Raw genomic sequence first — 13072 nt, forward strand, 5'->3', positions numbered from 1 at the left:
TTCGGCCTGTGTTGTTCCTATTCTACAAGCGAACGCGGAAACAAACCAAACGGTTCATAACACGTTTTACGATAAACGCAATAAATTATGAATAAGATTGAGTTTAACACCAAAGTTGTACAGGAAGTCAACACGTTAAGCAATCACGCTTATTATTTCACACGTGATGAGGAAAATGCCAATGACTTGGTACAAGATACGATGTTAAAGGCGTTTTCTTATTATACCAAGTTTAGAGAAGGCACCAACCTGCGCGCATGGCTTTATACGATATTAAAAAACACCTTCATCAATTACTACAGGCGGAAAGTCCGCACCAACGCTGTCATCCTCAAATCGGATACCATTTCATCGTCAGACCTATTCAAAAGTGCCGAGCGTAATGGTGCCGAGGGAAAGTTCGTAATGGAAGATATCGAGCGTGCCTTGTCCAAGCTTTCCGGAGACTACTACCATCCATTCTCTATGTACTACGAAGGCTATAAGTACCATGAAATTGCCGATCATTTCCAAATCCCGATCGGCACGGTAAAGACCCGAATTCACGTAGCCCGGCAGCAGCTAAAGAAAAAGCTCAAGCCATATGCCAAAGGGAACTGAACGGATTCTACTGATCTTCGTATTATCGGTTGCCGGCTTGTACTTCGCCGCGCCCTTTCTCATCCCCATTGTCCTTGCGGCGTTACTCGCCATGTTGCTAAACGAGGGTAGCGAACGATTGGAAACCGTTGGGATCAACCGCGCGTTATCATCGCTCATTCCCGTATTATTATTTGTCGGCGTGCTCGTGCTCATGGGCGTTATTCTTTCTTGGCAACTCAATCGGCTGGCGGCGGATTTTGATCAAATGGAACGCGAGGTGAGCGCTAAAGTGGGGGTCCTTCGTGAATGGGTAAGCGACACGTTTGGCATTGCCGTCGACGAGCAGGAGAAAATGCTGAAAGCAGGAGAAGCTTCCGGCCAAGCAGGCAGTATGCTTTTCACCTTGGTCAATACCCTGGCCGGGGTGGGCATCAATACCATCCTGATCATCGTATATACCTACCTGCTGATCTATTATCGCTCCCATCTGAAAAAATTCATCCTCCACGTGGTACCCGAAAATAGGCGACAGCAAACCAACCGGATCATCCTCAAATCGGTCGCTGTTTCCGGCCGCTACCTGATCGGTCTATTCAACATGATCGGCATCCTGTGGATCATGTACAGCATTGGGTTCAGCATCGTCGGATTAAAGGGCGCGGTATTATTTGCCATTATCTGCGGGTTATTGGAGATCGTGCCTTTTTTTGGAAATTTCGTAGGCAACTTAATCGCCATTTTGGCGGTGCTTGCCCAAGGGGGTAGCTTACGCATGGTCATCGGTATCGTTGCCGTATACCTCACCATCCAGTTTCTGCAAACCTACGTATTGGAACCGCTCATCGTGGGGCAACGGGTAAACATCAATCCCCTGTTTACCATTATGGGATTGGTTGCCGGTGAGCTGCTCTGGGGGATTGCAGGCATGGCGCTGGCAATACCGCTGATCGGCATTATGAAGATTATCTGCGACAATGTACCCGCACTTCAAGCATATGGCGCGCTCTTCGGTCCCGCTGATCACCAAAAAGACCGGTCCACGGTGCTGCGATCGCTCAAAAAACGCCTTCAACGAAAATAAGCATTACACGGGGTGTGCGATGGCGCGCCGGAAGAACGCCAGCAGTTGGGTTTCGGCTTTTTTAGTAGCCGGTATCCCGCTACTGCTAAGGCTTTTACCCAGATAGGGCAGCAGCGCGCCACTCCTGTATGCGCAGATTAAACTGTCGGGCACATAATATTGTTTGCAGACCGCCCGTGTATTGCCCAAGCGCTGGGATACAGCATCCAATACCGATACGATGTTGGTTTGACACTCCTGCTCATTTTCGTAAACGGCCTGCTTCGCAAACAGGCGGAACGCCCACAGTCCGGCATACCACGTACGGAAGTCTTTCGACGAAAAGTTGGCCTGCGTGTACTGTTGGATGTAGGCATTGATGTCGGCGGCGTAAAGCCGGGAGCGTCCCCCTTCCCCGTTGCGGTATTGAAAAACATATGCCCCCGGCCATGCACACAGATCCGCCAACGTTGCCGCCAACTTCGCATCACGTACAGCGATTTCCTGCCACACCCCTTTTTTCCCACGGAAACGGAAGACCATCGTGCCTGCGGAGATGGTTACATGCTTTTTCTTTAACGTGGTTAAACCGTGACTGCCATACCGGCGAAGGTATTGCTCATTCCCGATCCGTATCAAGGTCTCCTCTGTTACCCTAAGGGCTACTGCTATCGCCTTTTCTTTTGTGAATGTCTCGCGGCGTAGGTCTTTGGCCACCTGCCGCCGGATCAGTGGCAAGGCCTGTCCAAAGGCAACCATCCGTTTCAGCTTCTCGTCCTGCCGTTCTTTCGTCCATTCCGGATGATAACGATATTGCTTCCGGCCGTCTTCATCGATGCCCGTGGCCTGGAGGTGACCTTTCTTGCTCGGACTTATCCAGACCTCCTTCCAAGCCGGTGGGATCACCAGTGCACGAAAGCGTTCCAACTGATCATGGTCGGTAACGCGGTTACCCTCGCTGTCTACGTAGCAATACCCCCTGCCGCGCCGTACACGCCGATAGCCCGGCACGACATCGGGCAAATAACGAAGCGTTGAGGTCTTCGCCTTCGTCATCCGTTTGGTTGATCGTTGTTCATTTGACCTTGGAGCCAACTAAAAAACAATGCCATTCTAAGATTTTGCAGCGCCCTGAAACTCAATACCTCCTTGGAGTTTTCATCCCCTGCTTTCGCCTCTTTGTCAAGAAGGAATCCTTGGTAAGGGGTGGATGGGATCGCTGTTCCCCGTTTTACTTTACTCCTTTTCATTGTTCATTGGTAAAATGCGTTAAGGTCCCATACCTGCCCGCCATAGGCGGGAACGTGTGTTTACTTGGTTAACATTACTATCTGGAATCGCGCCGATGCTTTTCTGCTTCCTCGGGCACCGTGTGAAGTTGTTCGTCTTGGGGGTCTATGCCGGCTTCGTAATTCTTTTGCTGCTTTTTATCCTTTAAATCGTGCCGCACGCGAATGAGGTCTTCGGCCTTTTTATCACGCAGCTTATTACTATTGGCAGAAACCTGTGCACTTTCTTTTTTGATTGCCATAACCGGGTTGAATTGTTCCTCGTCTTTATTACAATCGCCGCGCTGGAATGTTTAACAACCTGCCTATTTTTCTTTTTCCACGATTTGGCCGCTTTGTTTGTCCTTAAGAATGAGTTTCACGGCACCATAATGCGTTAACTCTTCTTTGATTAAGTAGTATTTTTCATCGTATTCCGTGAAAAGACTGTCTTTTCCAACGGCTGTTTGACCACGCCACTCCTCCAACACAACCGGTTCCCAACGCTTGGTGGTTGCCGACTCGTATGCGGCGTCCATCACGGCGTTGACGATGTAACCATCGTAGAACGTTTCTTCGGGTTTCGTGTGTTGTTCCATGGCGTCGAGCATATCGGTAAACATATGGCGGTAGCCCAATTCATGTACTTCGTCGCCAACGGGAAATAGCCATCCCTGATTGCTCTCCGCTTTCTCGGCCACGTATTGGCTGCCCTTGCCGGAACGATACATTTCAAAACCGGTGCGTAAAAAATTGTTGATCCAGATGGTTCCCTCTGATCCCATCACCTCGTCGCGCAGGTCGAGTCCGCCCCGAAAAGTCCAGCTGACCTCAAACTGGCTGATCGCCCCATTTTCATAGCGGATCAGCCCAATGGCATTATCCTCTGCTTCAATGGGTTTTACTAGCGTATCTGCCCAGCACATCACTTCCAGCGGGCGGATATCTTTACCAATATATCCCCGGCCTATTTCAATACAATGACAGGCCAGGTCAATGATGGCTCCACCCCCTGCGGTAGCCTTGTCCCAAAACCAGTCGCTATGTGGACCGGGATGTGCCTCGCGAGATCGGGTCCACAGCACCTTTCCGAGCGCTCCCTTTCTCACCTCGCTTATCGCTTTCAGGGTTTTGGGGGTGTAAAACAAGTCTTCCAGGTATCCGTGAAAAATACCGGCTTCTTCCACCGCACGGAGCATGCGCAACGCTTCTTGCGCGTTCCGGCCAAGCGGCTTGGTGCATAGCACGGGTTTCTTCGCCTGCACGCAGGCCATTACCGCCGCTTCATGCAGGTGGTTGGGCAGCGCAATAATGACAACTTCGGCTTCCGGATCGTTGACTGAATCATCAAGGGATGTGGTCCAGCGGGGCAGTCCGTACTCCCCGGCGAGTGCTTTTGCACTTTCTTCTTTGCGCGCATAGACGGTGCATATCCGGTCCCTGCTTCTCAATGATCGGATAGCATCTGCATAAAACCGCGCAATAAACCCCCCTCCCAATAACGCTATTTGTGCCATAAGTTATTGTTGTTAATTAGCTAACTCTTTGTCGTCTAGTGCAAGATAAGCACTTATATCGGCGACCTCCTGCTCCTTTAAGGGGAGGTGATGCGGAGGTGGCATAATACTGGTATTTAAGCGCCTTTTCGCGGCTACTGTAGCAGCATCCATGACATATTGTTTGCCGTAGGTGTCCATCACGGTGACAACCGGACCATCTGACAGCAGTAAACCGTAAAGCGCCGCGCCGTTTTTTAGGAGAATTAAATACGGTTCAGAACCGAATGCAACCGCCGCCGCCGGATGGATAATTCCGTCAAGTATCGCATTCCGGTCAAACCGGGTGTGGATGTTGGTCAGGTCGGGACCGATTTCCTGGCCCACGGCACCTATTTTATGGCATACTATGCAGTTTGCAATGAATAGGCTTTTTCCCCTATTGGGATCCGCGGGCAACTTTGCTACCTCATCCACACGGAAGGAAACGGTGTCAGCTGTATCAAAATAATGTGCCGCCAACGCCCTGAAATTCCGGTCATCGTCGGTCAGCATCCGTTCCTTTAGCGCTTTTTTCAAGGGTTCTTCTAACAGTCCGCTGGCAGCAAGCTCGATCAGGTATAGCCTTCCCGTTTTGCTTTCCGCTAGCCCTAATGCCGCAGTCCTTTTGGTATTTGCATTCGCGGTGCTGTCTTTGAATTGACCATAATACTTCAATGCTTCGGGCTGCCCTGCCAATGTCTTGTCGGCGGGCGATTGCCAGCCGCCGAGGTACGGTCCCCAATCATTTGTTTTTCGGAACTGTAGCCACCACTGCGCCGACCCCGCTATTTCTTGGTTGTCCGTGTTGAGCAAATCCAACATGGATACCGCTGCCTCCCTGGTGGGGATAAAGCCTAAGGCCACTAATGCCTTTTTGCGGTCATCCATATTCAGTTGTTCGTCCGTCACCCGTTTTTTCAGCGCCGTGGCGGCTTGGTGAGGATGCAATTCCCACATGATTCCAGCAAAAGCGTTGGACCATTTTTCCGGTGCTGGATTTCCGGCTTGACGGATCAACGCCGGATACGCTTCCTGCTCTTTACCTTCCAGGGCGATACCCAGTGCATTCAAATACGTGGGGTCCGTTCCGTTAAATCCTGCAGTCAGTTTCAGGATAACCGCCTTGCTTTGATCAAATGGTACATCCCGCAAGGCGATGGCCACTTCTCTTCTCACCGCGGGCGATTGATCGTCTGCTAGGTTGCTGGCATAGTCCATCAGGTGATACGGATCGGCTTGCCGCAATGCCCGGAAGGCCGTCAGTCTGATCTGTGGGTCCTCGTCATGCAGCAGTTCAGCCGTTTCGATGACTCCTTCCTGACCCAGTTGAGCCATCAGCCAAACGGTGCGGGCGCGGTGATAGGGATTTTCTGACGATAACAGCTTCGTCAATTCTGGCAGGATCTTCGGCCCCTGCGCCTTTAATCGCTCCATGCCCTGGTTCCTGATATGAATGGCTGGATTCAAAAACGCCTCAAGCTGACCTTCCGTCTGATCCAGGTCGATTTTCGGTACAGCAAGTTTCTTGTTTTTCGGTGCTATCCGATAGATGCGGCCATAACCGGTGGAGTCCATCATCTGGTGCCCGCCTACGATGGGATCATACCAATCTGCCACATAGATGGCCCCGTCCGTCCCGATAACGACGTCACTCGGCCGAAACCATTTTTCGGTATTTTCATCGACGTCGTTCCAACGGTAAGCTGCGTTGTCCGTGCGGGTTGAGGAAATGAACGGACTGCCGTCCGACAGGTCATACCCCGCTCCGTCCGGCTTTGGGCGATAGCCAAAAATCGTATTTCTCCCCGCGTCGGCGCTTAGCAGCATTCCCCGGTAGGCCTCTCCGAGTGCATCGCTCTCGTTCACTACAATTCCCGTGGGTGCCCCTGCCCCATAAATTTTGCTGACCGGCATGACCCCGGGGTCTTCCTGGTGCCAATGCGCGGTTTGAATAGGTTGGCCTGGCCTCCGCTCCGCACGCCAGGTGCGTATTCCTGTGCGGCTGAAAAACCCGGCGTTTCCGCCTTCCATGACCCAGCTGGTGCGGCAGGCATCCACCTCATCATCGTTATCGCTCTGCCACATATTCCCGTAAGAATCGACTGCTACCTCATACGAGTTTCGGAAATTATGCGCCAGCACTTCCATTCCCGTGCCGTCCGGATTGATCCGGAATACCAGTCCCCCTGTCCATACCTTCCCATCATCACTTTGTTGGGCAGGCGTATTGGTGTTGTTATGCGGCGACCCTCCGGTATATACGCTTCCCGCTCGGAGGGTCCATCCGCTTTTGTCTGTAACGATATGTGGACCCGCATTGCCGACGATAAAATACCACTTGCCATCCGGACCGGCTATTCCGGTATGCAAGCCGTGATCATGGTCCAATCCGCCGAATCCGGTAAGAAACAGTTCCTTGCTGTCGGGCTTATCATCTCCGTTATCATCTGTATAGATGATCACAGCAGGAGAACAGGACACGATGATTTTATTGCCGATCACCGAAATGCCCAGCGGGGATACGATGTCCTGATCCTGAACAAACACCTTGGAACTATCGGCAGCGCCATCGCCATCGGTGTCTTCCAGAATGATGATGCGGTCCCCGGCGGGATGCGAAAGATGTTTCGTCGAATCGTTGTTGAAGTTCCGGTAATTCACCGCTTCCGTCACCCAGATGCGCCCCCGGATGTCCACATCCATATTTGTCGGGTTGTAAAATTGGGGGGATTCGGCCCAAACCGTTGTTTCCAGATCATCCGGAACGAATAAGCGGGACTCCGTTTGTGGTTCCCGGCCCGAACGGCAGGAAGCCAACGCCCATGTCAACAGGAACAACTGGAGTCCAAAAAAACTTCTGTTTATCATCGTGAACTATTTTTCTTCATTTTGAAGCGATTGCACATACCCTCGCCTTAATCGAATACCGAGCGGATATACCGTGTATTCGCTAAATACGCGTCCTTCAAATCCATCCCGCTGGGCACACCGCCTTCCAAAACAATCCATCCGTCATAACCGATTTCATCGAGCGTATTTCGCACGTTTACAAAATCGATCTTTCCCTGGCCGAGCAAAACACCGTTTTCCTTCGCATGGACTTCACAGATATGTTTCTTGCCGAGCTGCCGCATCTCCTCATAGATATCATAGCCCATTTCGCTAGCATTTGCCACGTCGTAGTATACCTGCACCTGTTTTGAACCGACTTCGTCAATAATAGCCAGCAGTTCACCAGCGCTGAGCCAAGATTCTATTCCTAGAATAACGCCTTCTTTCTCCGCTTTCGGCACAATTTTTTTGAGCCGCTTTATCACTTCCCTGATACCCGCCGCATCACCTTTGATATCTCCCTTGCTGAAAAAAGCAAGCAATACAACCCGGCATCCCATTGCCCGTGCCACGTCTATGCTGTCACTCACCCATGCTTCCGTTTCAGGAGCCGATTTATAAGGGACGTTGTTCAGCTCGCCGATCGCCAGGCTGGATATCGTCACCCCATGTGCTGCGGCTTCTTGCAAGTATACATCCTGCACAGCTTTTTTACGCAGGTGCATGTCGTTTTGTACCGTGCCCAGGCTTACCTGCACACCGTCCAAGCCCAGGGTCTTTGCCAGTGCTAACGCCGCCGTGTCGCATGGCTTGCCGATCGACCAGTCGCATGCGCTGATTTGATACCGCCGTTTGCTGCTCGACATCGCGGGCACCCACGAGATATGCACGGCCGCCAAACCCGCCAGCGCAGCGAGTCCTTTTAGTATATTCCTTCTGCTGTATGGATGATTATTCACCGTTCTTTTCAATTGGTTTGCTACCCTCAAATATATGAAAGCGGCAAACCTTGTTTTGATACTTTTTGATCGGTTCGTGCAAATATTTTAACTTATGTAGCCGGTTATCGGAGAATGTGTTATTTTAGTGGTGAATACCAATTATGAGACGGCTATGAAACCGAGGCATGAAAAATTGATTCTGGATCCGAATTACTCGTTTGTACTGCAAAAGGACGTTTATCCTTATTACCCAACACCTTGGCATTGCCATCCGGAATATGAGCTGGTACTGGTCGTCAAAAGCACGGGTAAACGGACGGTCGGAAATCACGAAGAGGCATTTATCGATGGCGATCTCGTCTTGCTGGGTCCCAACCTGCCCCATTGCTATCAAAATGATCCCGAATATTACGAAAACAACCCCTCGCTTACGGCCGAAGCCATTGTCATTCACTTCAGTGAAGACTTTTTGGGGAGGGATTTTTTCAATATCCCCGAGATGTCACCCGTCAGAAAGTTGTTCAATAATTCGAGGTTTGGTTTAAAAATTCTTGGGGATACCCGGCAACGCGTGACCGATATCATGCATGAAATGCTCGGCATGAATGGGTACAAGCGAATCTTGCAATTGTTGAATATACTGGAAATACTTGCGCTAAGCGATGAAACCACCGTATTGGCAAGTGCGGGTTATGTGCAGCAGCATGCGGTGACACATAATGACCGCATCACGAAAGTTCATGAATACATCATAGCCAACTTCAGAAGAAATATCGGGCTGGCCGATGCAGCCAAAGTAGCTAACATGTCCGTTCCCACCTTTTGCCGGTTTTTTAAATCGTGTACCCGGAAGGCATTTTCCAGTTTCCTGAATGAAGTCCGGATTGGTTACGCCTGCAAACTATTGGTGGAGGAGAATTATAATATTTCTCAAATTTGCTACGAAAGCGGATTCAACAACATGTCCAACTTCAATAGGCAGTTCAAGCGAATAACTGACAAGTCTCCCCTGCAATACAAACAGGATGCACTCACGGACATTACGTATCTGACCAGTGCCTAGCGCCGGCAAGTGCCGTCAGTCCTCTTTAATCAGGATATCCTTGAATAGCACATTCATCTCCATGTTGCCGTGCAGCTGCAACCCGATCAGGCCTTTCGTTCTCCCTGGATCATCATGAAGCTCCGCAGTTTTGAAACCATTGAGGTAAACAGTAACGTCCTTGCCCTTACAGATGATCACCATTTCATTCCATTCATTGGGTTTATACCATTTCTTCACGTTTTCAGGCGTAGGCTGAACCACCCAGTTGCGCCCTCCCGTTTCATAGAGACCGCCCGCATCTTTCTCCGGATCTATTTCTGCCTGGAGTCCGTAAACATGAACCGGATCGTCTACCTCGTCAACCCGAAAATATACTCCGCTATTTCCTTTTATAGCCTTGTAAACCACCTTCAGTTCAAAATCATCGTACACACCGTCGTGCAACAGAATCCCGTGCAACGGCTCATCTGCTGGACTGGTGCCGACAATGTATCCATCCGATACCTTCCAGTTCCCTCCTGGCGAAGCATGCCATCCTTCGAGGTTCTGATGATTGAAAAGCGGTTTCCAGCCAGAAGGCGTGTCGCCTCCTGTTTGCTGACCGCACGCATACGATACCAGTAGCGCGGCGATCGAAAAAAAGACCCTAAATTTCTGCATGATATTCTTCATTTTGTACATTTTTCTAATCAGTTAACGAAGGTGTAGAGCTGCGCAGGATTCCGGACAAATAGCTGCTCATAGTACCGCCCCAGACCCATGGCCTCCAAATCCCGCTTAAATACCGTAAGCAAAAAATCCAGTCCGGGTGCACCACCGTAAGACCTCCAGTAGGTGGTTTTCGCGGCATCCATTCCCATGGTGATCTGATCGGGAAAGTCGGCAAGCAGGACTTCCAACAGTTTATACGTCCAATTGGGCTTTTCTTTCCACCGAAACGCACTGTCATATTCCACCCTCACGCCGGTTTCGAGCACGGCCCTGTTGTATCCGATGTCCTGATACCGGTCTACATGAGAGATCACCACATGTGTCAGGTCTGCACCCAGCTTTTCAAACATCACTGCCTGGTCGATCGCGTGTTTTCCGGCATTGGTATGTGTCAGTATCGGCACACCGGTTTCGCGGTGCGTATTGACCACGGCATGAACTATTTTTTCCTGATGTGCGGTGATGTTCTCGTCCCCGGTAGCCAGTTTGATCATGCCCGCTTTATGCGGCGTGCGCTCCACGAAGGGACCGTTGTAGTCGTGCACATCAATGCCCAGCATGACATCATCTATAAAAAGCTGGGTCAGCTGCTCCTCGGTATAGCTGTACCGCCAATGATTTGGCAGGTAATACATCTCCAGGTGGATGCCGGTTGCGGCAATGATGTGCACGCCAGTGTTGCGGGATATGGCGGCGAGTTTTGCGACGTTCCTGCCGCAATCTGCCGGCATCGTGTCAACCATCGTTCTCCCCCCGGCGTTATAAAAAGTTTTCAGCTCCGTCGAAATCCGATCCACATCACGCAGCAAAAACAACGGGTTCTGCACCGTGGGAAAACTCTCATCGATCACAATATGTTCATGCGAATAGGTAAGTCCCATGTTTTCAGGAGCGATATCACCCAGTACCGTCCGGACAAAACGTTGCGTTTTCATATGCGATCTGCTATTTATTATTAGCCCAGCCATTGCGGGTCGTATCGGCCATTTTCTCCGGCATTTCCAGTATCGCCCCCAGTTCAAGCAGCTTCTCTCGCAGCACGGATATATCCATTTCATTTGCCGCGATATCCCGATCCAGCGCGATCGTAGCAGCCAGACCAGCGGCCTGCCCCATGGACATCGTCTGCGCCATGGAGCGGCATGATGCGTGAGCATCATGGGTGGCCGAAAAGCAACGCCCCACAACCCATACCTGTTCGCTTCCCAGGGGCACGATGGTGCCATAGGGAACACCATAGACGCCGCTATCCGGGATATACTGCCAGCGTGTTTCCGCTTCGCCCTGGTCACTCTTTCGGTGATCTTCGATGGGCGCGCCACACAAGAAAATACTGTCATTTGGGACGCGTGCGGCCATGCAGTCCGCTTTGGTGAGACGGGCTTCCCCATAAACACGCCGGGTTTCCCGCACACCGATCTGATGGGATAATCCGATGATGTTGGATGCCTCATAACCCGGAATCTCATTCCTGAAAAAATCCTCGTAAATAAAGGCCTGTGCCCTTCCGGCAATTTCGGCCAGGGTCAGTTCTTCCGCATTCAGCGCCCGTAAATCGGACACTTTTACAGCAACGGTCGATACACAGCCTTTCTGGCACATTTCATGTGCCGATCCTTCTTTCCTGGGCAGCCGGTACGTCCCTGATTCATAGGCCGCTTTCATCCGTTCATTCAGCAGCTGTTTGCCCCCATGCTGTTTGAATTTATCGAGGTCCACATTGCTCATGCGAAAGGTCGTCGTCATGCTTTGTGCGGGTTCTTGTTCTCCGGCCATTTCATAAGCAAATCCAGCTAGGTGGCAGAAGTCCGCATCGCCCGAAGCATCAATAACCTTTTTCGCGCCAACCTTACAAAAGCCGCCCTTGTTCCAAAGGATACATAGGTACTGCTCGGGTCCTGCTCTCGCTACATCGACCAACGTGGTGTGCAGTAACAGCCGGATACCTGCTCCCGTTATCTTTTTATCCCATACATACTTTAGTCGTTCAGGATTGTACGTCACGCCGGTTCCTGCGCCGTACGTATTCGGTCGCAAAAAAACATCGCCCGTCAACGACAGTTCATCCACAACCCCATCCGGCAATCCGGAAACAATCTTTTTGGGTGTTTCTCCCGGTGTAAAAAATCCATAAAAGGTATCCAGCATCTGCGTGGACGTGCCACCGGCAAATCCATACCGCTCGACCAGCATCACCTGGTATTTGCCGGATGAGCGTGCCGCCAGGGCCGCCATGCATCCTGCTGAACCCGCGCCGATGACCAACACATCGGTATCGGCCACCAGGGGGATGTATTGATGATTGATGAGTGTTTTCATAGCCCTACCGATTGGTATAATCGCGCCAAGCGGTGTGCATGCTCGTCATATGCCTTTTCAAACAGCCGCACAGATTCCGCTGCACCCACGGTGTTGGCTCCGGTCAACACCGTGGGTGGATGCCCTGCTTCGGTCAGTAAACGGGCTACTTCGGCCTTAATGGCATTGATCATCACCGCTCCTCCGACCGTGGAGCCGGGTGACACCGGTGTTTTCAAACCCGGAATTTTCACCATCGCATCGCCCGCTGGCGCGCCCGAATCGAGGATCAGATCAGCAAAATCGGTTAGTTTTTTTCCGTCCGCCCGTTTGCTCTTGCTTTCCTGTGCATGTTTTTTGGTGACGAGCGCCACCACGCGTATACCTTGTGCTTTGAAACCCTCCGCCATTTCGATCGGAACCACATTGCAGCCACTGGAAGAAATGATCAACGCAGTGTCCTGCGTGGTGAGGTCAAAGTTGCGGAGTATCCTCGCAGCCAGTCCGGACACGTTCTCCAAAAACATGGCCTGCCGCTGGCCATTGGCCCCCACTACCGGGTTGTGGAAGGTCAGCGAGAGTTCCACAATTGGATTAAATCCCGGGAATGAACCGTACCGGGGCCACATTTCCTCGGCCATCATGCGGCTGTGGCCGGAGCCAAATACATGCACCATACGCCCCGCCATGATGGTTTCGGCAAACCAGGTTGCGGCCTGCCGGATTTCATCCTTTTGTTTTTCAACGGTGCCCACTATTTCCCGGCACTTTTCGATATACGCTTGTATCACATCCAT

General features: G+C 51.3%; 13 protein-coding genes. 3 read left to right on the forward strand and 10 right to left on the reverse strand.

The genetic code is table 11. The features are described 5' to 3' along the window. The first annotated feature begins 87 nt into the window (after nucleotides 1-87). A complete protein-coding gene (locus tag ACMGDE_RS09270; protein ID WP_436832504.1) occupies nucleotides 88-600 on the forward strand; it encodes an RNA polymerase sigma factor in 513 nt (170 codons plus the stop codon). Next, entirely contained in the window at nucleotides 584-1663 is a 1080-nt protein-coding gene (locus ACMGDE_RS09275) for an AI-2E family transporter (RefSeq protein ID WP_436832505.1), read from the forward strand. The genes ACMGDE_RS09270 and ACMGDE_RS09275 overlap by 17 nt, the downstream gene beginning before the upstream one ends. Nucleotides 1664-1666: 3 nt before the next feature. Here the strand turns inward: ACMGDE_RS09275 and ACMGDE_RS09280 are convergent, their stop codons facing one another. The 6 genes from ACMGDE_RS09280 to ACMGDE_RS09305 form a co-directional block, all read right to left on the reverse strand. Beyond that, nucleotides 1667-2698 carry a DNA topoisomerase IB gene (locus ACMGDE_RS09280; protein ID WP_436832506.1) on the reverse strand — a complete coding sequence of 344 codons (1032 nt, stop codon included), beginning with the start codon at nucleotides 2696-2698 and terminating at the stop codon, nucleotides 1667-1669. Beyond that, nucleotides 2695-2892, reverse strand: a complete 198-nt coding sequence (locus ACMGDE_RS09285; RefSeq protein WP_436832507.1) for a hypothetical protein — start codon at nucleotides 2890-2892, stop codon at nucleotides 2695-2697. Before ACMGDE_RS09285 ends, ACMGDE_RS09280 begins: the two co-directional genes overlap by 4 nt. A 77-nt stretch (nucleotides 2893-2969) precedes the next feature. Further along, nucleotides 2970-3173 carry a hypothetical protein gene (locus ACMGDE_RS09290; protein ID WP_436832508.1) on the reverse strand — a complete coding sequence of 68 codons (204 nt, stop codon included), beginning with the start codon at nucleotides 3171-3173 and terminating at the stop codon, nucleotides 2970-2972. Nucleotides 3174-3236: 63 nt separating this feature from the next. Then, the gene (locus ACMGDE_RS09295; protein ID WP_436832509.1) at nucleotides 3237-4427 is read right to left on the reverse strand and encodes a Gfo/Idh/MocA family protein; all 1191 of its coding nucleotides are present in this window, start codon (nucleotides 4425-4427) and stop codon (nucleotides 3237-3239) included. A gap of 12 nt (nucleotides 4428-4439) precedes the next feature. Beyond that, nucleotides 4440-7316, reverse strand: a complete 2877-nt coding sequence (locus tag ACMGDE_RS09300; protein ID WP_436832510.1) for a PVC-type heme-binding CxxCH protein — start codon at nucleotides 7314-7316, stop codon at nucleotides 4440-4442. 47 nt (nucleotides 7317-7363) lie between these two features. Further along, the gene (locus ACMGDE_RS09305) at nucleotides 7364-8239 is read right to left on the reverse strand and encodes a sugar phosphate isomerase/epimerase family protein (RefSeq protein ID WP_436832511.1); all 876 of its coding nucleotides are present in this window, start codon (nucleotides 8237-8239) and stop codon (nucleotides 7364-7366) included. 154 nt (nucleotides 8240-8393) lie between these two features. Here ACMGDE_RS09305 and ACMGDE_RS09310 point away from each other — a divergent pair, with 154 nt between their 5' ends. Next, a complete protein-coding gene (locus ACMGDE_RS09310) occupies nucleotides 8394-9284 on the forward strand; it encodes an AraC family transcriptional regulator (RefSeq protein ID WP_436832512.1) in 891 nt (296 codons plus the stop codon). Between the two features lie 15 nt (nucleotides 9285-9299). Here the strand turns inward: ACMGDE_RS09310 and ACMGDE_RS09315 are convergent, their stop codons facing one another. The 4 genes from ACMGDE_RS09315 to ACMGDE_RS09330 are packed head-to-tail and all read right to left on the reverse strand — an operon-like array spanning nucleotide 9300 to nucleotide 13072. Then, the gene (locus ACMGDE_RS09315) at nucleotides 9300-9926 is read right to left on the reverse strand and encodes a 3-keto-disaccharide hydrolase (protein WP_436832513.1); all 627 of its coding nucleotides are present in this window, start codon (nucleotides 9924-9926) and stop codon (nucleotides 9300-9302) included. A 29-nt stretch (nucleotides 9927-9955) separates the two neighbouring features. Continuing rightward, on the reverse strand, nucleotides 9956-10912 hold the full coding sequence (locus ACMGDE_RS09320; RefSeq protein WP_436832514.1) for a phosphotriesterase family protein: 957 nt from the start codon (nucleotides 10910-10912) through the stop codon (nucleotides 9956-9958). 10 nt (nucleotides 10913-10922) lie between these two features. After that, nucleotides 10923-12296, reverse strand: a complete 1374-nt coding sequence (locus ACMGDE_RS09325) for an FAD-dependent oxidoreductase (RefSeq protein WP_436832515.1) — start codon at nucleotides 12294-12296, stop codon at nucleotides 10923-10925. Next, nucleotides 12293-13072 carry a sugar isomerase domain-containing protein gene (locus ACMGDE_RS09330; RefSeq protein WP_436832516.1) on the reverse strand — a complete coding sequence of 260 codons (780 nt, stop codon included), beginning with the start codon at nucleotides 13070-13072 and terminating at the stop codon, nucleotides 12293-12295. The genes ACMGDE_RS09325 and ACMGDE_RS09330 overlap by 4 nt, the downstream gene beginning before the upstream one ends.

The organism is Parapedobacter brassicae, assembly GCF_051400755.1.
Classification (GTDB): Bacteria; Bacteroidota; Bacteroidia; order Sphingobacteriales; family Sphingobacteriaceae; genus Parapedobacter.

Bases quoted from the DNA above. Each gene is read 5' to 3' on its own strand.
- ACMGDE_RS09310 (WP_436832512.1), top strand. From the start codon at position 8,394: ATGAAACCGAGGCATGAAAAATTGATTCTGGATCCGAATTACTCGTTT.
- ACMGDE_RS09295 (WP_436832509.1), bottom strand. From the start codon at position 4,427: ATGGCACAAATAGCGTTATTGGGAGGGGGGTTTATTGCGCGGTTTTAT.
- ACMGDE_RS09320 (WP_436832514.1), bottom strand. From the start codon at position 10,912: ATGAAAACGCAACGTTTTGTCCGGACGGTACTGGGTGATATCGCTCCT.
- ACMGDE_RS09325 (WP_436832515.1), bottom strand. From the start codon at position 12,296: ATGAAAACACTCATCAATCATCAATACATCCCCCTGGTGGCCGATACC.
- ACMGDE_RS09270 (WP_436832504.1), top strand. From the start codon at position 88: ATGAATAAGATTGAGTTTAACACCAAAGTTGTACAGGAAGTCAACACG.
- ACMGDE_RS09300 (WP_436832510.1), bottom strand. From the start codon at position 7,316: ATGATAAACAGAAGTTTTTTTGGACTCCAGTTGTTCCTGTTGACATGG.
- ACMGDE_RS09290 (WP_436832508.1), bottom strand. From the start codon at position 3,173: ATGGCAATCAAAAAAGAAAGTGCACAGGTTTCTGCCAATAGTAATAAG.
- ACMGDE_RS09315 (WP_436832513.1), bottom strand. From the start codon at position 9,926: ATGCAGAAATTTAGGGTCTTTTTTTCGATCGCCGCGCTACTGGTATCG.
- ACMGDE_RS09285 (WP_436832507.1), bottom strand. From the start codon at position 2,892: ATGAAAAGGAGTAAAGTAAAACGGGGAACAGCGATCCCATCCACCCCT.
- ACMGDE_RS09330 (WP_436832516.1), bottom strand. From the start codon at position 13,072: ATGGATGTGATACAAGCGTATATCGAAAAGTGCCGGGAAATAGTGGGC.
- ACMGDE_RS09275 (WP_436832505.1), top strand. From the start codon at position 584: ATGCCAAAGGGAACTGAACGGATTCTACTGATCTTCGTATTATCGGTT.
- ACMGDE_RS09280 (WP_436832506.1), bottom strand. From the start codon at position 2,698: ATGACGAAGGCGAAGACCTCAACGCTTCGTTATTTGCCCGATGTCGTG.